This window comes from Shewanella sp. GJ50-10 (genome assembly GCF_055808815.1).
In genome coordinates this window covers 2,115,401-2,135,945 of the sequence record NZ_JBVVSS010000001.1, presented here as the reverse complement: position 1 = coordinate 2,135,945, position 20,545 = coordinate 2,115,401, and the positions used below count along the sequence as shown (strand labels likewise).

At 37.7% G+C, this 20,545-nt stretch carries 23 protein-coding genes; 15 read left to right on the top strand and 8 right to left on the bottom strand.

The genetic code is table 11. The features are described from left to right. Nucleotides 1-62 precede the first annotated feature (62 nt). The 3 genes from AC0L4E_RS08935 to AC0L4E_RS08925 all read left to right on the top strand — a co-directional run bounded on the left by AC0L4E_RS08935 (nucleotide 63) and on the right by AC0L4E_RS08925 (nucleotide 3,425). A complete protein-coding gene (locus AC0L4E_RS08935) occupies nucleotides 63-545 on the top strand; it encodes a magnesium transporter (RefSeq protein ID WP_473678909.1) in 483 nt (160 codons plus the stop codon). Then, nucleotides 546-1,619: an HlyD family secretion protein gene (locus AC0L4E_RS08930; protein ID WP_473678908.1), complete on the top strand. Its 1,074-nt coding sequence runs from the start codon at nucleotides 546-548 to the stop codon at nucleotides 1,617-1,619. It abuts the gene before it with no gap. A gap of 534 nt (nucleotides 1,620-2,153) precedes the next feature. Next, complete coding sequence (locus AC0L4E_RS08925; protein WP_473678907.1) at nucleotides 2,154-3,425, top strand: dicarboxylate/amino acid:cation symporter; 1,272 nt, start codon at nucleotides 2,154-2,156, stop codon at nucleotides 3,423-3,425. A gap of 136 nt (nucleotides 3,426-3,561) precedes the next feature. Here AC0L4E_RS08925 and AC0L4E_RS08920 read toward each other — a convergent pair whose 3' ends face one another. From AC0L4E_RS08920 to AC0L4E_RS08910, 3 genes are all read right to left on the bottom strand, one after another. Then, the gene (locus AC0L4E_RS08920; RefSeq protein ID WP_473678906.1) at nucleotides 3,562-4,170 is read right to left on the bottom strand and encodes a YgjV family protein; all 609 of its coding nucleotides are present in this window, start codon (nucleotides 4,168-4,170) and stop codon (nucleotides 3,562-3,564) included. 230 nt (nucleotides 4,171-4,400) lie between these two features. Next, the gene (locus AC0L4E_RS08915) at nucleotides 4,401-5,657 is read right to left on the bottom strand and encodes a Y-family DNA polymerase (protein ID WP_473678905.1); all 1,257 of its coding nucleotides are present in this window, start codon (nucleotides 5,655-5,657) and stop codon (nucleotides 4,401-4,403) included. Nucleotides 5,658-5,660: 3 nt separating this feature from the next. Then, nucleotides 5,661-6,068, bottom strand: a complete 408-nt coding sequence (locus tag AC0L4E_RS08910) for a LexA family protein (protein WP_473678904.1) — start codon at nucleotides 6,066-6,068, stop codon at nucleotides 5,661-5,663. A 511-nt stretch (nucleotides 6,069-6,579) separates the two neighbouring features. Between AC0L4E_RS08910 and AC0L4E_RS08905 the strand changes: the two genes are divergently transcribed. Continuing rightward, nucleotides 6,580-6,984: a hypothetical protein gene (locus tag AC0L4E_RS08905; RefSeq protein ID WP_473678903.1), complete on the top strand. Its 405-nt coding sequence runs from the start codon at nucleotides 6,580-6,582 to the stop codon at nucleotides 6,982-6,984. Between the two features lie 232 nt (nucleotides 6,985-7,216). On the opposite strand, the gene AC0L4E_RS08900 is transcribed toward AC0L4E_RS08905, so the two are convergent. From AC0L4E_RS08900 to AC0L4E_RS08890, 3 genes are all read right to left on the bottom strand, one after another. Further along, nucleotides 7,217-7,570, bottom strand: a complete 354-nt coding sequence (locus AC0L4E_RS08900; RefSeq protein WP_473678902.1) for a hypothetical protein — start codon at nucleotides 7,568-7,570, stop codon at nucleotides 7,217-7,219. A gap of 84 nt (nucleotides 7,571-7,654) precedes the next feature. Continuing rightward, nucleotides 7,655-7,975, bottom strand: coding sequence for a glutaredoxin family protein (locus tag AC0L4E_RS08895; RefSeq protein ID WP_473678901.1), 321 nt, complete (start codon nucleotides 7,973-7,975; stop codon nucleotides 7,655-7,657). Between the two features lie 420 nt (nucleotides 7,976-8,395). Then, nucleotides 8,396-8,803, bottom strand: a complete 408-nt coding sequence (locus tag AC0L4E_RS08890; protein ID WP_473678900.1) for a hypothetical protein — start codon at nucleotides 8,801-8,803, stop codon at nucleotides 8,396-8,398. 257 nt (nucleotides 8,804-9,060) lie between these two features. Here AC0L4E_RS08890 and AC0L4E_RS08885 point away from each other — a divergent pair, with 257 nt between their 5' ends. The 11 genes from AC0L4E_RS08885 (at nucleotide 9,061) to AC0L4E_RS08835 (ending at nucleotide 18,892) form a co-directional block, all read left to right on the top strand. Further along, nucleotides 9,061-11,067 carry a TonB-dependent copper receptor gene (locus tag AC0L4E_RS08885; protein WP_473678899.1) on the top strand — a complete coding sequence of 669 codons (2,007 nt, stop codon included), beginning with the start codon at nucleotides 9,061-9,063 and terminating at the stop codon, nucleotides 11,065-11,067. Nucleotides 11,068-11,212: 145 nt separating this feature from the next. Continuing rightward, nucleotides 11,213-12,424, top strand: coding sequence for an acyltransferase (locus AC0L4E_RS08880; RefSeq protein ID WP_473678898.1), 1,212 nt, complete (start codon nucleotides 11,213-11,215; stop codon nucleotides 12,422-12,424). Nucleotides 12,425-12,467: 43 nt separating this feature from the next. Continuing rightward, complete coding sequence (locus tag AC0L4E_RS08875; protein WP_473678897.1) at nucleotides 12,468-12,686, top strand: DUF6500 family protein; 219 nt, start codon at nucleotides 12,468-12,470, stop codon at nucleotides 12,684-12,686. 385 nt (nucleotides 12,687-13,071) lie between these two features. Further along, a complete protein-coding gene (locus tag AC0L4E_RS08870; RefSeq protein WP_473678896.1) occupies nucleotides 13,072-13,818 on the top strand; it encodes a hypothetical protein in 747 nt (248 codons plus the stop codon). A 79-nt stretch (nucleotides 13,819-13,897) separates the two neighbouring features. After that, nucleotides 13,898-14,623, top strand: coding sequence for a pseudouridine synthase (locus AC0L4E_RS08865; RefSeq protein ID WP_473678895.1), 726 nt, complete (start codon nucleotides 13,898-13,900; stop codon nucleotides 14,621-14,623). A gap of 165 nt (nucleotides 14,624-14,788) precedes the next feature. After that, entirely contained in the window at nucleotides 14,789-15,097 is a 309-nt protein-coding gene (locus AC0L4E_RS08860; protein WP_473678894.1) for a YkgJ family cysteine cluster protein, read from the top strand. 168 nt (nucleotides 15,098-15,265) lie between these two features. Further along, nucleotides 15,266-15,721, top strand: coding sequence for an HAD family hydrolase (locus AC0L4E_RS08855; protein ID WP_473678893.1), 456 nt, complete (start codon nucleotides 15,266-15,268; stop codon nucleotides 15,719-15,721). A gap of 111 nt (nucleotides 15,722-15,832) precedes the next feature. Then, nucleotides 15,833-16,381, top strand: a complete 549-nt coding sequence (locus tag AC0L4E_RS08850; protein WP_473678892.1) for a DUF4145 domain-containing protein — start codon at nucleotides 15,833-15,835, stop codon at nucleotides 16,379-16,381. 79 nt (nucleotides 16,382-16,460) lie between these two features. Then, nucleotides 16,461-16,934 carry a GNAT family N-acetyltransferase gene (locus AC0L4E_RS08845; protein WP_473678891.1) on the top strand — a complete coding sequence of 158 codons (474 nt, stop codon included), beginning with the start codon at nucleotides 16,461-16,463 and terminating at the stop codon, nucleotides 16,932-16,934. Nucleotides 16,935-17,096: 162 nt separating this feature from the next. Next, nucleotides 17,097-17,477: a SpoIIAA family protein gene (locus tag AC0L4E_RS08840; protein ID WP_473678890.1), complete on the top strand. Its 381-nt coding sequence runs from the start codon at nucleotides 17,097-17,099 to the stop codon at nucleotides 17,475-17,477. 128 nt (nucleotides 17,478-17,605) lie between these two features. After that, entirely contained in the window at nucleotides 17,606-18,892 is a 1,287-nt protein-coding gene (locus tag AC0L4E_RS08835) for a tyrosine-type recombinase/integrase (protein WP_473678889.1), read from the top strand. A 767-nt stretch (nucleotides 18,893-19,659) separates the two neighbouring features. On the opposite strand, the gene AC0L4E_RS08830 is transcribed toward AC0L4E_RS08835, so the two are convergent. Next, the gene (locus AC0L4E_RS08830) at nucleotides 19,660-19,893 is read right to left on the bottom strand and encodes a hypothetical protein (RefSeq protein WP_473678888.1); all 234 of its coding nucleotides are present in this window, start codon (nucleotides 19,891-19,893) and stop codon (nucleotides 19,660-19,662) included. Between the two features lie 93 nt (nucleotides 19,894-19,986). Then, nucleotides 19,987-20,436 (bottom strand): hypothetical protein, encoded by a 450-nt coding sequence (locus AC0L4E_RS08825; RefSeq protein ID WP_473678887.1) that lies wholly within the window; start codon nucleotides 20,434-20,436, stop codon nucleotides 19,987-19,989. Nucleotides 20,437-20,545 lie beyond the last annotated feature (109 nt).

Below are 20,545 nucleotides of genomic sequence, written 5' to 3'. Positions count from 1 at the left end.
CATTTTTACATTTAGTTATTGATAGTATTGCATTAGCTAATTTTTTATTCCTTGGAGAGTACATGACAGAACAGCTAGAAACTGCACCTATAGCAACAACTAAACCTAACATTGTGGTTAGGATTTTTAAAAAGAGTCTCACTGTTATCGCTGCATTTTCAGCTTTAGGTCTTTTGAGCTATTTATTTTCATTATTAACCCAGATCCATGGTAAATCATTACCTGAAAGTTACTTTGTTAATGGTTACCCGAGTATTTTAGCTTTACTCGATTCAGAGCTATTTATGGGCTTTGTCTTTGTGGTCACTATTGCCATTATTTGTTACACACTCTTGTTGTTTTGGCGCTTACATGAAGTGGCTGTTCATAAAGCTGAAGCTATGTCGAGTGCCCATACTCAAATTGTATTTGCATTATCTTTATGTGGTTTATTCATCGACAAAGCATGGTGGGTACTGGCGATTATTATTGCATTTGGACGTTGGGATGTACTAGCCAATAGGCTTTCAAGCATCATCAGTAATGGCATAAAAGGAGATAAGTAGATGAAAGAGATTATGCTCCCGTATGTGTTAATTATTTGGTTACTTGTCAAACTCGGTGTTATTCAGTGGAACCTTGCAAACGCTGTACGCTCTGTTGGTTTAGGTATCTTTATCGCTTTCATGTTATTTACTGCACATCGCTTTTGGTCGCCAGCAGATTTAACTGACAGTTCAACTATAAAAGCGCCTCATGCGGTATTGAGTCCACTATTTGGTCAAGAAATTGAAGAGATATACGTTACTCATAACCAAAAGGTAAAAAAGGGCGATTTGATCTATAAGCTTGTGTCGATTGACAGTGAGCAAGAAATTGATTCACTTATCGCTCAGAAAGCGGCAGAACTAGCTAAAAAGGAAGCGTTAAAGCTTCGTATGCAAGCATTAGAAGTCACGCTAAACAATGATAAACGCAATTTGGTACGTGTCACTGAATTACGTGATTATGCCAGTGAAATGACCCGTGATGATTTACAGGCAAAAATACATTCAACAGAAGCTGAAATAGCTTCTGTTGTTGCCGAGTTAGAAACTCATCGTTCGCAGCTTCGTTCATTTGATGCACAAATTAGTTCTGCAAAGTGGAACGATCAGCGCCGTGAGATCAGAGCGCAGTTTGATGGCCAGCTTTCTATCACCAATGTGGCAGTAGGAAGTCGAATTGGTAATATGCATCTTTACGATACTTCTAAGAAGTTCTTGGAAATGCGGATTGCAAATCAATCTTATCGTTACATTAAACCTGGGCAATTTGCTGAATTTTATGTTGATGCTTTTCCAGGTGAAATTTTTCGCGGACGAGTGCATAGTGTCACTTCAGGAACTGGTGAGTCACTTATTAGTCCTATGGCAGGAACACAGCATGTAAGACAGCATGTAGGTAATAATTCTGGTAGTCATGGACGTACTGTTATCATTGAGTTTGAAGAGCCTGAAGGTTACTCAATACCTATTGGTGCTACGGGTTCAGGTTGGATTTCGGCTGACAAGCCGGCTAACTTCTTAGGCTTTATGGATATCATTGGTGGCGCAACCATCAGGCTTAAGGCATTAAAAGCCTACCTTAATGCTTTGTAAGTTACGTGTATAAGTACTATTTATAAATATTTGTATTTACTCAATGCGTAAGGTCAGCCTATTAGCTGTCTGCAACATGTTATTCTTAAAAGGAGCTTCGGCTCCTTTTTGTTATTTAGTTCTGTAATAGTTCTTGCTCAAATATTGTGTTCTCAAGCTTTTAATCATGTTCTGCCTAGGCCACCGGTCCTTACTTTGTATACCTATTGATACAAACGCGACAGAAATATTAATGAATAGTATTGACTAGTAAGCGTTTTAAAAACGATTGTTAGCGCTTTCATTTATGTATGAGTAATATTTTTGAGCAAATTAAATTCATTCGGTAGCATTTAATTCTTCTTAAGTTAGTTTATCCATACCATTTCAGTAAATTTCACTGGCTAATCATGTTAAAACAAGATTAATTTAGCGTATGACTAATATTAAATGAGCCTTCATCGCTTGATATAGCCCTGTAGATAGTCAATTTTGAATACCGATGGAATTAATTCTATGGAAGGATTAAGAATAAAAACCAAAGGTTGATCAATCATGTTTAAATCGCTTTCAGTAAAAATATTTGTGGGGATGTTTGCTGGCTTGTTTATTGGAACCTTATTCCAATACGGCTTCGCAAATGATGGTTTTGTTAATGGGACTTTGGTGGATATTGCTGCAGGTATCGGCAGTATGTTTGTTCAGATGATTATGATGTTGGTTGTGCCACTGGTTTTCTTCAGTATCGTAACGGGCATTATCGAATTAAATGATCTTAAATCTTTTGGTCGCTTAGGCAGTAAAACCTTCGTGTTGTATTTATTAAATACCGTGATAGCGATTATTGTAGCTATTGCATTGTCAGTTTGGTTTGCACCAGGCGCGGGTTTATCACTCACTGGCGATAAAAATGCAGAGTTGGTCACCACAGAGTTACCAGGCTTTTTAGGTATGATTGTGGATATCATTCCACGTAACCCTATCCAAGCTTTTGCCGAAGGCAACATGCTACAAATTATCTTTATGGCACTGATGACAGGCGGCGTAATTAAAGCGCTAGGCGATACAGTTAAGCCTACTATTACCTTTTTTCAGCAAGGTAATAAAATCATGTTAAAGATGATCACTGTGGTTATGGGATTAGCGCCTTACGGTGTATTCGCATTAATGATTCAATTAGCCGCAACTTTTGTTCCTGAAGCCTTTATGAGTGTATTAAGTTACATGGTATTGGTGATTGGCTTACTCGCATTTTGGGCGCTTGTTGTATACCCAACCATTATTGGTTTAACGACTTCAACCTCAGCCACTGATTTCCGTCGCCATACTCGTGAGCAGTTCTTGTTTGCACTGTCTACTGCAAGTTCGAATGCGACAATTCCTGTTACGATGCGCACATTAATTGAAAAGATTGGTGTTAAGAAAAGTATTGCTGGTTTTGGAGTACCAATGGGCGCCACCATGAACATGAGCGGCGCTGCTATTTACATTACTGTGGGTATATTCTTCGTTGGTAATGCTTTTGGTAACCCAATTGAGATGAATCAATTGCCGGTTTTGGCTTTCACTGTGTTTTTATTATCGATTGGCGCTGGCGGCGTGCCTGGTGGCGGAATTGTGATGATAGGTGTACTTATACATCAACTTGGCCTTCCGATTGAAGCGATTGCAATTGTGGCAGCGCTTGATCGCATCATTGATATGTTCTGTACCAGCACCAATGTAGTGGGTGATGCTGCTGTTGTGACTATGGTTGATCATAGCGAACAAGTATTGGTTCAAGAGCAAGGAGTTAAGCAACAAGCGGGTAACTCTGCGCTGGCTTAAACAAACTAACCTGAACTTTGGTTAAGCGATATATTAACCAGAATTCAAGTTAAATATATACACGGTTTATAAAAAGCGGCTTAAGCCGCTTTTTTATTTTTGGAAGATCGTTTTAAGTATCTGCATTTAATGGATGTTACTTAGCCAGTTCAGCATGAGTATGGTTTGGCTGTGTAAGGTTTTTATTTTGCAGGTAATGTTGGATAAGCCCTTTAGATAAAATCATAATGGTCATGACTTGATACAGTATTCCTGACCATGACATCAAATATATTGATAGCATTAAGTTCAAGCCATTACTGGCCAGCATTGCGACTCTTAATTGACTTCCTGCAAAGTAGAACAAGCTAAAGCTCATAACGACAGCAGCAGCCACGGCGCACCATTCACTCCAATGCTCAGCCCACAGTAAACCTTGTATAAGAGCTACCGAACTAAACACTATTGTCATGATTGAACGTGAGAATAATCGCGAAAATAATGCTGAGTTAAATGGCATTATGGTCGTATTTTGTTTATTCATGCTTTGACAACAGCGAAAGCGAATAACATTGACGAGTTGGTTCGCCATGCCTAAAAAACTACCTAATAAGCCTAAATGAATTGCCGTTAATATTGCGGCTATCATATTGCCGTGAATAAATTTGCAGTCTTGTTTTTGAGTGTTTGCCCACCAGCCAATCGCCATTGAGACAAATCCAAGCAGTTGAACAAAGAACAGTTGATTTAAAGCAAACTCAGGCACGCACAATAATCCGAAAAAATTTGAAGGTGCGTATTGTCTATATTTTCACCGCCAAAACAATGATCCCATCGAGGTTTATGCATATTGGAGGTGTTAAACGCTAAAAACAGCATTAATTGATCAGGTTAGGTGGTTAGTCTGTTGCTCAAATGTTTATTTGCGGGGTTTTTAATGTTGCTGGTGGCTTGCTATCAAACTAGCTTGTTATCCAGATTTTTTACTGCTTGAGATCAACGACAGCTCACTTGAGGAATGTCTTGCCAGCAAGTGGTGTATTGGGGAGTAAGCAAATCTCGGCGCATATGCCATTTACCGCTAATGCCCTGTGCAGCAACAAATACTGAGTCAGTACCGTAACGTTGATTAAGGGTGTCGCAAACTTGCATCAAAGCGGGATCTTTAGGTGGAGTAAATAAATCGCCTTGCAAATGCTGAACTGGCGATAAGTCGACCAATCCCACCCCGATTTTGTAATAACGAGTTCTAGGGTTAAATAACTGGCTACCGATACGTGTAGCATGACCTATTAACTCACAACTGTCATTTGTTGGTGAAGCGCAGCGATAGTGGTACTTAAAACCATTAGGTTGTTCATCATAGGGCGAGTTCTTGGCAAAAATCAGTAAGCTACTGGCAGCTGAACCTTGTTTTCTTGCTTTTGCTGCGGCAATCGCGGCATGTTTACTCAAGGCTTGAAGTAAAGATTCTTTATCTGTGATACGTTCGCCAACACTACGGGTTGAAAAGATTTGTTGTTTATCTGTGCGAGCGCTATCCCAGCCTTTACATTGCTCACCGTTAAGTTCGCGTACTGTGCGCTCTATTTCAATGCTAAAACTTTTTCGCGCAAGCCCGGGTTGAAGCTTAGACAGTGCCAGTGCATTGTGGATCCCCATTTGTTGCAGTTTTTTACCAATGCGAGAGCCAATTCCCCATACATCAGTGACTTGCATGCTGGCTAAAATATTGTGCCGCTGTTGGACAGAATCGATATAACACACGCCGTTATAACCACTGAGCTTTTTTGCCGCATGGTTAGCCACTTTGGCCAAAGTTAAGGTTTCACCTATGCCCACACAAACGGGTAAGCGAGTCTCTTTCCATACCGCACGGCGAATGTGCGCAGCATGGGTAAGCAGGCAGGGAATGGCCGGATAGCTTTGCTTGAAGGATAAAAAGGATTCGTCGATGGAATATATGTGTTGCTCGGGGGCAAAACGGCCAATCACCTCCATCATACTGTTAGAAAGTGAGCCATATAATTCATAGTTAGACGAGAGTGCGATGACTCCAAGCTTTTGACAGAGGTCTTTTACTTCAAAGAAAGGGCCAAACTTACCAATGCCTAAGGCTTTTGCTTGGCGATTAGCTGCGACAATACAGCCATCGTTGTTGGATAACACGACAATAGGGCGTCCACGCCATTCAGGTCTAAAGACTTGCTCAGCACTGCAATAAAAAGAATTGGCATCGACTAAAGCGTACATCAATTAATTACCTGCAAGTATCGGGCTTTGACGATGACAACGGATAGATCGGATCACCACACCTTCAACGCTAAAATTATCGTGTTCTTGGATTAAGACACTATTGTGATTGTCGTTGGCTGAAAGTAATAATCGACGTTTAGTATCAATTAACTTACAGACAAAGTTGCCGTTATAGTTGGCCACGATGACATCATGGTTTTCAACACTGACATGGCGATCCACAATCAAAATGTCTTTATCAAATATCCCTATTTTTTCCATTGAGTCTCCGCTAGCTTGACCTATAAAGGTGGCACTTGGGTGTTCAATTAATAGCTCATCTAAACTTAATGGTAGCTGTCGATACTCGGCGGCAGGGGATTCAAATCCAGTGATCCCAGCGCTAGCCAAAATAGGAATGACATTCATAAATTTCACATTCTAAAGAAACTGTATATTTATACAGTATTATAGTGATCCCCGTAAAATTGGCAATATTTTCCGTTTATTCGTGCAAATGTTAGACAGTTCGCTGGTTGTTTGTTCGCAATTGAAATAAGGAAAATTTAGAACGCCTTTAGTGAATATAGAAAGTTAACTACTTGTTCAGCTTAGGTTTAGCAAAAGTAGGTAAAATAATCATCAAGTTAGCTTATTAACAAAGCGTGATTGTGTTGAAAGGCAGTTTGACGCAATTCTTTAGCGGAAATGTTTAGAAAATTTTTTAGCGCAACAGAATAGCGAGAACATGATTAGTGGGAACATGGCTAGTGGGAACAAGCAGCAATAAGTGACGAACTAGGTTCAGACGAAAGCTAAAAGCTAGAAAAAATAGAATTTACTGGCATATAAAGGTAACTAACTTAATTTGGAGTTAGATAAAGTAGTAACAGTAAACCACAACACTTGCATACAAGAATCGACGTAAAAGGAAAACAATATGAAAAGATTAATGATGGTCGCCATGTTTGCTTTTTTCTCTGTGGCAGCTAATGCCAGCTACTCAACTCAACAATCAGTGGTTATCCAAATCGATCAGGCTAGAGCCAATATTGAATCAGCGGTAAGTTGCTCAATTGTCTACTCTCATACGCCTATGGCGACAGAAGCTGACTTTTACAAAGGCGTCGTCTATGAGAGCTACTCTAATCTTGTTGAGCAATTAGTGTTAACGGGTCAATCGGAAACTCAAGCAAGACAAATGGCTATGGAGCAGGTAGTTTCACAAGCACAGCACATGGAAAAACTACTCGATAATGAAAGAGCAGGTGGTAAGGCACAGTTTACTCAACTGTTAAAGCAAACTGCAGTACAAAATCAGTGTGTTCATTATGCCAACCTTTGATGCTAGTTAAGGCTGCTCTCAATAGCGATGTATTGAACATGGTGATGTTTGATTAATTTAGCATCGTTATGAGCAATTATTAAACACATAACGATGACCGGGCATAGTAACTTGATTAATGCCACTCTACTTAGTTTGTCTATGTTGATAGATGATTGAATTAATGACTCAAACGTTGCCATTGCTGGATAAGTCCAACCAAATGAAATAAACCAATGACAAGACAAATCAATCAACTCCACATCCAAAACTCTGGAGTTCTCCCCAGCGGATTGCTGACAAAGTAAAAACCTGCTAAACCACGCAGTAAATAAATAGCGGTAATTAACACCAGTATGAGTCTAACTAGCGGCAACTTAATGATTAGTCCAGCGGCAGATAAGGCATAACAAGACCACACGCAAAGCACAGTGAATATCACTAAAGTTATTATCGTCGGTTGTAATTGACCTTGCGCAGCCATTAATGCCATCTGTTCTCCTGCACCAAAAAAGCGATACCATGAAGCGCCAAAATAAATACAGCCTAAATGTAAAAAGGCGGCGGTCGCGCTGAGTATTGCGCCAATCAGTAAGCTTGTGTTCATAAAGAATGCATTCCGTTTGCGTGTGTTGATAAGACTTATGATAAAGAGGATTAAAAACGTCAGCTAAAATGGTTAGTTCAAGCTTTAATGTAAGGAAGCAACGACTTTATGTTGCTGAAAGCCCCTAATGATAGTGTCGTTTACTTGTAATAAAGGGATTCCTTGACCACCGAGTGCTTCGTAGCGCTCATTTGCCTCAAAAGATTTTTCAATATCGTAGTCGACAAATGCAATGTTATTGTCATTAAAGAAGGCGCGCGCTTTTTTGCAGTAGCCACACCAATCCGTTGAGTACATGACCACGACATTACTTTCAGCGTAAGCTGCGTTGACAGGTTTGTCCGTTAAGGCATCCCAGTTTTGATATACGGCATAAAGCACTAATAAAACAAATAGCTTTTTCAATTTACACCTTCCATGGAGTATCTGAATAATAGGTAGTGGGTTGAGTTTTTAGCTTCCAACATTCAACTTTCGACTTTCGACTTTCAGCAGTAGCAAAGGCTAATATAGTCATTAAACCCGCGGTAGCTTACCAATAAACACTAAATAAACAACAAATAAATCAGTTATTAATGCTTAATATTGGCGATAGGAGCAGGTCATTGTAAAAAACGCTGATTGTTATCAATAATGCACTGGCTGACGGCTGACGGCTGACGGCTTGCGGGTTATTGTCTCTATTAACGAGCCAACACTCATCATAAATGGAGCAATAGCATAGCTCTATCGTAATTAAATTATCTACAGCTAGAATGTCGTCAACCTTATCGCCACGATAAATGATAGGATTTATTGATTTCTGGGCAGGTAAGACTGTCTTTCCTACATGAGATTGCACGATTGTTTTAAAAATATCGAGTCACGCCACTTTGAAAGGTATTGTTTGCCGTGCTTTATTTTGGCGTACTTAATGATGGCAGGACCAGTGCCATTGTTAGAAATAATATATTTAAACAAGTCATTATCATGGCTTCGGGCAATTTCAACACTAGGCCATACTGACGCACGGGCATAGGCTCGATCGACAGAAGCGGAATAGATTGAAGTGAATGTCGTCACTATGCCGATGACTAACGCTGAGAAAGCGACAATCATTTCAGGGTTTTGATACCAAGGTTTTTTATCCAGCTGCTGCAGTAATTGCTGATTTAGGCGTTCAATTTGCTGTTGATTATTAGATAATTGTTGTTGGATATCTTGGTCATTGTTTTGCTGAGTACCACTTCCCATGTAGTTCAATCCCACTCTTGTTTTTATAAATTAACTTTCTTAAATGATTCTACAGATGTTAATGAGTTGTGATGAATTAATCAAATTGAATTCCTGTGAACTAATTTATAAAGGCCTAATAAAAACTCCAATAAAATCAGATGTGTGATGAACCGCAAATTAGCCTGTGACACTTTGTCGCACTGTGGAACTTTCTGGTTGAGCCCTGTTAGAAATTTGAGAAAGATGGCCTAAACCAATAATAAATGGGCGTCACAATGAAATTTCACACTAGCGTTTTAGCAGCATTAATAGCAACCATTCTTACTCCACAACTGGCGTTAGCAGAACACTCAACACAAGAACAATTAAAAAATTGTGATGGTGAAAAATGCGATGATTATATTGTGGTAACAGGAGAGTTGATGCGTGAGCCGACTAAGGTCACCACAGATCCTAAAAAACCACGTTTACCGTTACCTGCTTATGATGGTGCAGGTTTTTTAAAAACTATTCCAGGTTTTAGCATTAGTCGTAAAGGTGGTGCTGGTGGCGATCCTTCATTAAGAGGCATGGGCGGTTCAAGAGTCAGTATTGTGGATGATGGTCAACACGTTTACGGTACTTGTGGAGGGCGGATGGATCCGCCTACAGCCTATATCTATCCTGAAGCTTATGATGCTATTACTGTGATTAAAGGGCCGCAAACAGTTAAATATGGCCCTGTAGGCTCAGCTGGCACCGTTTTGTTTGAAAAAGACCGCCATAGCTTTTCTGAAAAAGACATAGAAGGGCGCCTTAGCATGACAGGCGGGAGTTTTGGCCGTGAAGATTATTTGGTCGAAATGAAAGCGGGTACCGAGACCCATTATATTGATTTTGATATGAATAAATCTAAAAGCGATCATTATGAAGATGGAGATGGCAACACAGTACAGTCAAGCTATGACCGCAGTAATGTCAATGTCGCACTCGGTTGGACACCGGATGAAGATACTGTGGTTGAATTATCATATGGCACATCTAGCGGTGAAGCAGAATATGCCGATAGAGCAAACAAAGCCCGTGTTATCGACAATGAAAATATCACATTATTAGCAAAAAGAGATGTTAACTCTTCATGGCTGAATAATGTCGAGTTTCAAGCTTATACCAACGAAAACGATCACGTGATGGACCAATTTGATCAAGGTGTTAATTCGGGTACCAATGTCCGCCGTGAAACATCTGGTGGTCATTTATGGTTTGACCTTGCCCTAAGTGAAAGTTGGGAAACGGTTGTGGGTATTGATTACATGGACAGTCGTCATGAAGGTAGAAGCATAGATCAAGAAGTTGATAACGGCCTTGATGATTTGCTAGCTAAACCTTTTAAGCAGAATATGAGTTATCAAAACCTAGGACTGTTTATTGAAGCGAATTACAGCTTAGATTATCAGTCGAGCCAAGGAAAAATCTTGACTGGATTAAGAATGGATCAATGGGATACAGAATTGCATGTTGGCCAGCAGGGGCAACGTGACGATGACTTGTTTAGTGGCTTTATTCGTTATGAGCACACATCTGGTAATAGCCAATACTATGTTGGTGCTGGTCGTGCTGAGCGTATTCCAGATTACTGGGAGTTCATGAAAGCGGATGATAGCAACATGTCTAACAAGGCATTTGACTTAGAACCAGAGAAAACGACTCAACTCGATGTAGGCTGGATTTATCAAAATGAATTTGAAATCTCGACGGCATTTTACTACGGCAAAGTCGATGACTACATTTTGATTGATTCAAATACCACTAAAACCTCTGCATATAATGTAGATGCCACCATTTGGGGCGGTGAAGTCGGCGTGTTATATCCATTTAATGAGCAATGGTCAGCGCAAACGACGGTGAGTTATAGTCATGGAGATAATGATACCGCTGATACACCTCTAGGCCAGATATCGCCGCTAGAAGGGCGTGTGTCACTAAACTACGAATCGAATAATTGGACAGCAGGACTGTTTTGGCGTTTAGTGGCATCACAAGATCGAGTGGCCATTGGTCAAGGCAATATTTCAGGCCAAGATTTAGCAGAAAGCAGTGGTTTCGGAACTTTATCGGTTAATGGCTCTTGGAAACATGATGATTTATTGGTGAGCTTCGGAGTAGAAAACTTATTTGATATTACCTATGCAGAGCATGTTAGTCGCTCTGGCGCAGGTAATGATATTCCGGGCAGCGATCCAATGTTTCAAGTGAATGAACCAGGGCGTACAGCTTGGATAAAAATGGACTACACCTTTTAAGTATAACTAACTTAAATATATCAATCAGGATAAAAAATACAGATTGCAGAACACCCATTATTGCTCTGCAATCGTATGTATTTGAACAAAATTAGGACAGTAGTTAGATTAATACGTAAGGAATTTCTTAATTAGAAATAGAGACATGGAAATCATAAAAACGTCAGTTAAAGCACTTACTTCGTTGAATGAGCCTAATATAAGCATAAGTAACATAGTCGCCCCTGAAAATGTTACTAAAACAAACTTTAATCATCCTCTACATTTACTGAGGGGGCTAGCTATCATTGCTATTGTCGGCGCGCATGCGTGGTCTTTTATGATTTTTTGGACTGGGAGTTTGGATTCATTGGGGCTTGAAGTACTATTTTCAGTCACTGAAATGCTATTTCACGGTTCGACATTGTATTTTGCGCTGATCTCAGGGGTGTTATTTAGCTTAGTGCTAGCTAAGCGTTCATGGAAGCAGTTTTATCTTAGTAAGTTGTTCAATGTGGTTTTGCCTTATATTACGATGTCGCTGTTTTATTTCTCGCTCTATAATGGCTGGCAAAGTGATCTTGGATTACAAGAGTTCTTCCTGAGTTTATGGTTAGGCAAAGCCTCTATTCATATGTGGTACATTCCGGTTTTAATGAGCTTATACCTATTAACCCCTTTGCTTTGGGAAATAGTGACTAGCCCCAAATTGAAGTGGGTTGCTTTACTATTGATAGTGATCCCATTATTTATTTCCCGTAGTCCTTTCCCTGATTTTATAAAACTTCAAACGTTTATCTATTTTGTTGGTGCTTATACCACTGGTATTTTTGTTGGTTGTCATTTACAGCAAGTCTTACATTGGATAGGGCAACATATTATCAAGCTATATTGTGTACTTTTCGGGTTATGTGTAACCATTATTATTAGCTATTATTTTGATTATATTGATATTGGCTGGTTCTCGGTAAGGCAGTCACTGATTTATATGCAAAAGCTAATAATTAGCGGCGTGGCATTATATGGATTGCATAGGCTTTTTGGCAATACAGATGACAAACATGCTAAAACCACAATAAATCAGAAAGTTTATCAAGACGTATATTCAGAAAGAAAACAAACGTTAACTCACTCGATGGTATGGAAAGTGATAGGGCGTCTAGGTGATATGGCATTTTCTATCTATTTTTTACATGTATTTTTCATGGGGTGGATAATTTACGCTGCGCAAAACTGGTTAATAACGGATAGAAATGCTTTAGAGATAGCGCTATATGGTCTAGTCAGTTTAATTGGGTCAATTGTTTTAAGTATCATTATTTCAATGATTGCACAAAAGCTAATATCGAAACATTCACGTAAAATAATCGGTGCATAATTTTTAAAACTATCAACTATGGCAAGCTATAACTGAGTAATGTATGAATCCAGAGCTACGACAACACATAATAAGTGTGTGTGATAAAAAAATATTACAAAAAGGTGAGTCAGTTGGATTGTCTTTTTACGCTTTTTTTGCAAATAAAAATGATAACCCAAAGTTGCTGATGCAAGCTGCGACTTGGTGGATTGAAACTCATCAATTAGATCATTTTGAAAAGGCTTACAAAATTAAAAAGATGATTGAAATTGAGTATTAGAAGCGAGCGGCTTCTTAAACTTAGACCCCTAAGCATGGGAAGCATAAATGTAAGGGGTTTTAACGCGAGTTAGTTGAAGTCGATATGATTCAAATGTTAAATGAGAAACCTAAGTTAATGGCGCTGAATTGATAAGCGGCCAGTGTTATTTTTGATGAGTTTTAGTTCTGAGTAAACATGACAACAAATTAACTCTTAGCTTATTTCCTGAAAGTTTTTACTACATTCTGTTTAATCATCATTGATACCTTAACCTTAGTGTTAAAACTTTCTATCAAATCATCGAGTCAAGTCTAATATTTAAGTAGTTTTGCGTTCAACTTGTTCATTAATCGACAGTTTGTGACATAATACATCAATTTTTTTGAGTTGTTTGGAATTGATTATGACTAGAATATTGATAGTTGGAACAATGTGCTTAACCCTAAGCGGCTGTGACATCATTGAAGATATTATTCACCCACCATCTAATACACCTGATGCAGAAATCGATTCTGGATTTAAAGATGAAGCTAGGCAGCTTGGCTTATCAGATAATGTTATTGAACGCTTATGTGTCGCAACTAAAAAAATTGAAACTCACTGTATAAATAGCGTGGATAGTGATGGTACACGCGAAGTTAAAGTTCAATATATTATGGATGAAGCTGTTATCAAAAACGGTAACGCAAAAAGCTACAATGTCAGTACTGTAGTGTTTCATTTAAGTACTGTTAAAGCATCATCAAAAGTCTATTTTGAAAATACCCGTACTTATAAGCAAAATGGTGGCTTTACTTACACTTGGGAAGAACCTGAAGATTTTGCAACGGCAAATATTGTCCTTTCTAGTGATTCTGAAAACCCAATAGTGTTAACCAATAATACAAGTGTCGAAGAAGTATCAGCAGATGAATTAGCCGAAATAGCCTTTATTGAGCTTAGCAATGATGATTTTAAAAGAGTTACTGCAGCGGAAATTATGGATGATGCGACATTGGTCCAATTTCCGTCTTTGATATATTATTTAACAGCAGATGATGAAAGTGCGGCAGAAGATAACTCATTTGCTATGTACACTGGTGGCCAAAGTAATATCATCGGTAACTTTGGTGGTGTAATTGCTGATGCAATTGAAGAAGTATGGTTTTAATTAGAATTCACTCCATTATAAACGGCCTTAATGGCCGTTTTTTATTTGGAATCTCACTGGCTGTAATGAAAAGAGAATTATGAGATTAGATAAGTTTGTACTTCGCAGCTGTTCTCTAGACAAGTCTGCCGTTAAAGATGTGATTGAGACGGGGCTAGTGACTGTCAATGGCCTGGTTGTTCGTGATTGTCGGTTTCAGGTACACGAAAATAACCAAATAAAAATGCAACAAGAGGTACTAACTCCTAGGCCATTTCGGTACTTAATGTTTCATAAACCGATAAATACCATTTGTTCGAATGTCGACGGTGACTATCCTTCAATACTGAATCAAATTGATATTAAAAATAAAGATGAATTACATATAGCTGGTCGCTTAGATGCCGATACAACAGGGCTTGTATTCATTACCGACGATGGACGTTGGTCATTTAATATCATGCGACCAGAGTTATCATGTGAAAAAACTTATCGCGTAAACCTATCAAAACCAATTGATGAAGGTCTTATCAACCAGTTTCAACAAGGTTTAATGTTAGCTGGTGAGACTAAGATAACTAAACCTGCAAAATTAGCCCTGTGCACCGATAATCAGAATGTAATGGAGTTGAATCCTCAGCTTAAAAATCAGGTGTGGTTAACGATTACAGAAGGTCGATACCACCAAGTCAAAAGAATGTTTTTTTCGGTAGGAAATCGAGTGAATCAATTGCATCGACAGCAAATAGGCTCGGTGGCACTTGATATTCCCGAAGGGCAATGGCGTTTTTTGACGCAACAAGAAGTTAAATCGCTCAGTTACTGAGTTAAATTTAAGCAAGCGCAATTAAAATCTATAAATAAGTTATCTAGATTATGTAAAGACTCTAGCCTAAGGTATTATCTTTGATACAGCCTTAATCACTGACTTACTGAGTCAATGACTGTCTTTAAATAAGCATCACTAAAACGATCTCTAAACAACAAGCCGATGAAAATAGAAATAACCGAAATTTTAAGTGTCGATAGTACAGATATTGATACCAGTATCGCATGTACAGATTGCAAAGCCTGTTGCTGCAAACTAGAAGTGATCCTTATATCTGATACTGGTGTGCCTGAAGAATATATCGGTGAAGATCAATGGGGCGGTGAAGTCATGCAGAGACTAGATGATGGTTGGTGTGTTGCAGTTGATAGAGAAACCTTGATGTGTACTATTTATGAAAATAGACCATGGGTGTGTCGTGAATTTGAAATGGGTTCGTACGAATGTGTCGAAGAGAGAAAGCAGCTGTAATGCTTGAGAACTGATAGATTATTATTACGTATTTTTGTATCTATTTTACCTTCCTCATATACTCATTTATCAAGTTTTAAAATATTAAAGTATTCAACTTTTCTCTGTAATGCTAAATCTCAAACAGAAATTATTTCACCCTAACTAACAAATCTAAAGGCAAAGGATATGTCTGCAAAAGTAATATTATTTGATTGGGGTGGCACCCTAATGATCAATTTTTCGGATTCAGATGGCAAAATGTGTGAATGGAAAACCGTTGCTGAGGTTGATGGTGCAATACAAACACTCAGTAATTTACGACAATGTGGATATCAGATTTACTTGGCAACAGGTGCTGATGATTCAACTGAAGGTGAAATTGTTAATGCTTTAGAGCGTGTAAAACTTGCGGAATATTTTAGCGGTATTTTTTGTAAATCAAATCTTGGGATACCTAAAGGCACAGCTGAGTATTTTACTCAAATTTGCGCAGCGTTAAATATTGATTACCTTAATGTGATCATGGTGGGGGATTCATTAGAAAGAGATTTTGAACCAGCTATCACCGCAGGGGTTAAGGCTATTTGGTTTAACCCTAAAGTATTAAAAACGCCTAATAAGCCATGCATTTCAATCTCTTAGTTAACTGAGTTACTATCTATAGTCGATTAACTCGCCAAATCATTTATCTTAAACAGTAACTTGGCAATCAATAAAAGTTTATAAATTTTAACAAAGGATATGTGAAAACTAATGAATGGAATGCAATTTTTTATCGAACTGTTGGATAAGTTAGTATGGCCAATGGTGTTTATCTTTAGTGTAATCACTCTTCAAAAACCATTGTCAGCCTTAATTCCTTTAGCGAAAAAGCTTAAATTCAAAGATTTCGAAGTGGAGTTTGGCCAAGATTTAAAAGCGGTATCTAAAAAGGCAGAAGGCGCATTTCCTGAACTTGAAATTGATAGAAAGTCAGTTTTAATAGCATCGGTTGAAAACCTGCCCAGCTCTTCGATTTTAGAAGCGTGGAGTGAAGTCGATAAAGCTGCCGAGAACCTTATTAGCACTAAATTACCGAATGTGATTCTAGATTCAAATACACGCTATAAAGATATTGAAGAAACATTGGTTAGTGAAAATATTATTGATACCAAAAAGGCAAAGTTATTCAGCGAATTACGTGTACTTCGCAATAAAGTCGCCCACGCTAAAGGTTATGAAGTGGGTAAGGTTGAAGCCATACAATATATTGAACTTTGCTTCGTGATGGTTGATCACTTGAATCATCTAAAACAGCGTTAATACCGCTTTAATGAAGCTAAGTTAAATAAAGGCAGGTTTAATCATGACAAGTCTAATTAAAATCAGGTTTAAATAGAAAATGCCATACCAACTCGTAGCTCCAAGCCCTGAACATATCAAACTTTTAATGACTTGGTTTCCTGATCAAGACAGCTTGTTCCAATGGGGCGGTCCAGTCTTTAGTTTTCCCTTTAGTGCCGATTCATTCAAACGAGATCTTAACCTAGCTAATTTATCTTCATTCACACTTACCGATGAAAGTGATTCTTTACTGGGATTCGGTCAATATTACCAAAGATTAGATAAGTGTCATTTAGCCAGAATTGCAGTTTCTCCAGTAATGCGAGGAAAGGGAATTGGCCAAGTGTTACTTCAACGATTAATAAATAGCGGCTTAACACAATTAAGCTTAACTAGTGCTTCTTTATTTGTGCTAGCAGACAATAAAAAAGCGATTAAAGCTTATGAGTCATTTGGTTTTATTGAGACCCAATACCCAGAAAGTATTGGGCTACCAAACTGTTTATATATGACTAAAAACAACGCTTTATAAAAAAGGCTAGCTAAATAAATAGCAATCTAACTTTCTTTCAAATCCAAGAAGTAACTTCTTGGTTGATATTTGAGTAGACAAATATGTTAGCTTATTTGTAGAGCAGATAGGGAAGACCTTCTATCTATATTAGTTTTGGATAATGTTTTCAAGGAGCTTAAAATGAATGATGTAACACATGGCTTTTCTATTGGTATCGAGAGAGTAAACAGTGATATTTTCCTTTCTTTAAAAGCAAAAGGTACGTTAACCCATCAAGATTATCTGGCTATCACTCCCATAATTGATTCAGCATTATCAGAAGTTAAACACCCGAAAGTAAATGTTTTTATTGATGGTATTGAGCTTGACGGTTGGGAAGCAAGGGCGGCTTGGGATGACTTGAAACTTGGTTTAAAGCACGGTAATGAATTTGAAAAAATTGCGATTTATGGCAATAAAGGCTGGCAAGAATTTGCTGGTAAAGTCGCTAAATGGTTCATTCATGGAGAATCTAAATATTTTGAAGATAAAGCAGAAGCACTAGCTTGGTTGACAGAGTGATTTGACTAAACCTAGTAATTCGAAAAGCTTCATCCAGTAAAACTCATTGCTTTTAATGCCGATAAATAACGTTATCGGCATTAACTAATTAATGTATAATATACTAATTATTTCAATTAGATAAGATTATGCATAACGATAAGCCACCGGTATATCCACTATTTGATTCTGCTGAATTTATCCTGTCTGGTAATAGTTATATCAATCAACATATCACCACTATATCACTGAAAAAAGTACCAGATGCAGGTCTTATTATAGAGCATTGCTCAGACTGGCTATTTGAACAAAGGCAATCTGAAAACAACTATAAAGCTTATCGGAGTGAGCTGACCACATTCCTTCATTGGTGCTTTGATGTTGTCAGTTTATCGCCAATTCAAATAACCCGTAAGGATATGGCTCGCTATATTAATTATTGCGAGAACCCACCTTTAGAATTAGTGGGTTACTTTAATGTCGCTCAGTTTAAAACTGATAAACAATCAGGTGTTAGATATCCTAATTCTACCTGGAGACCATTTGTTGGGAAGAAAAAACTAGGTGAAAAACTTCCTTATAGCTTAAGTGACAATGCACTCAAAACTAAAGTAGCCATTTTGTCTTCATTTTATGGCTACTTAAATAGTGAAGAATACACCGAACGTAATCCAGCACAGCTTTGGTTAAAGCACAGTCGTTTTGCGCAAAATCGTAAATATGTAAAGAATGAAGATGATAATAATCATGCATTTACTAAGTTGCAGTGGTCATATGTCGTAAGCACTGTATCGGATTTGGCAGATAAAGAACCTGCTAAACATCAGCGAAGCCTGTTCTTAATTAATATTATGTACAGCTGTTATTTACGTATTTCAGAAATAAGCGGTCGTGCAGGTTACTCTCCGATGATGAGCCAGTTTAGAAAAGACGTGCATAATGGAATTTGGTATTTTTATGTACCTTTTTCAAAAAGTGGTAAAGCGAGAAACATTGCAATATCGTCCTCATTGTTGGATGGCTTAAAAAGATATCGTAGGTTTTTGGGCCTAAGCGAATTACCAAGTTTGAATGAACAGCACCCGATATTCATTAGACATAAAGCCGCAGCTCACGGTCGTGAAGCTGGAGTGGTAAATGCAAATCTTGGTATAAGACAAATACGTGAAGAGATCGACACCTTAATTAACCTAGCTGCAGACAATGCTTTAGCTGATGGATTTGAGCATGATAGTGAACTCATGCGGCAGCTAACTGCGCACAATATCAGGCATACCGGTATTACGCATGATATTAATATTAATCAAAGACCATTATCACATGTCCAAGCTGATGCTGGTCATGAAAGTATTGATACCACATCGCAATATCTGCATACCACACAAACAGAACGACATCAGAGTGCCGCTAACAAACCTTTAGATCATCTAGCGTAAAACATAAGCGCTTGTACGTGAAATCTGAGAAACAACCAAGGTGTTGAGCTTCAGATTTCACGTACAAGCACCATTTAAAATAGACTTTTGTTACTCTGATAGCTGAAACTGTTTAATTATCCTTAAATGCAACCTAAACCAATACCTGATCATGGTTATTTATAACTACGCACAATGTATATTATGTTAAATAGAGTTTCATCTAATTATAAGATAAACCTAAAATTCTAATCCTCACCTCTAATTTAATGACTGAAAGAAATACATAACCTATTTTGAAACTTGGAACTTGAAATTTGATTTGATGAGTTTATTTTCTAAGATGGTTTAATGCAGCTTAACTTCTGTTTTAGTGAACTATTCTCAATGAACTTTCGATAAGATTATATTCCGCGAGTTGAAATAATTTAGTTTGCTTCGCTAGCTTTACATCAATTGAAATTAGTTAATTCTTTATCCAGTTTAATAGCTATAGTTCATAACCTAACTAAATATAAAATTAGGAACAATAATTACCTAATGCATCATTTGAATCATATAACATTTACTCTATTTGATTCTTTAGTCGTTACTCTATCAATGAATTTGAACATCACTCACTAAAACGCATGATTAGTTGCTACACAATCTATTGATAGATTTGATTGCTGTAAGCGATTAAATCCATTTAACTTTGTGCCAGTTTAAAAATGCTATTAACTATTTATGGTTGTATGACTCATTGTATATTAGAGTTTTTTTGGTTATTACGAGTGCACTTTGTTTGATTAACTAGCTTGAAACATCGATATTAACTGCTCATCTATCATATCTGAAGATGTATTGTTTAGCGTTATCGGTTCATCGCAATGTACTCGTTTGTTACAAGACAATAAGCATAATTGCCACAATTGTTTTTTGGTTTCTATATCTAAGCTTTTCACGTCTGCTACGCAAAGATGGCCACTTTGGATTAATGAGGCCATTTTGTCTAACGGAATGGATATGTTTAATTTAGTCATGATAATTACCTCAATATTCATTTGAGGTAATTATAACTTAATGAGAATGATTATCAACACGATTTATAGTAATTTAGATTGCTATGTTCGCTTTTAGTGATTATCTGCTAAAAAATCAAACCAAGTAGATTTTACTTCGCCGTTTAATTCGAAACTTATGATTGTTCGCCAAACCATATAATCACTGCTACATGAGCCGTATATAGCTTGGCCTGAAAAGGACTTCGAGTCATCTGATGTTAATTTAACGGGAATAATGCCCATAAACATATCTCTACCTTCTATTCTTACATCAACATTAGTTACAGCTTCTGAAAAGTTAAGCTTAACCTGTAAAGGTTTTTCACTAGGGGCAAAAACAGGATCGATAAGCAATGAAACGGTCATATTATGTACATTTTGTTTACACTCTCCTTCACTAAATTGGCATAAGGTCTCATCGACAATTCTGCCTGGACTATTAGATTCTTTAACTTGTGAATCGCATCCTACTAAATTAGCAATAAAAAATAACAAGAAAACAGACTTTGTTAAAAAGTGCACAAATAATAACCTCATGATTCAAATTGATAACATTATCTTTAGGAAATTGATCTGGATCAAGTTTACTCGGGCTCCCTGAGTATCTTTTTTGACACAGCTCAAGTATCAT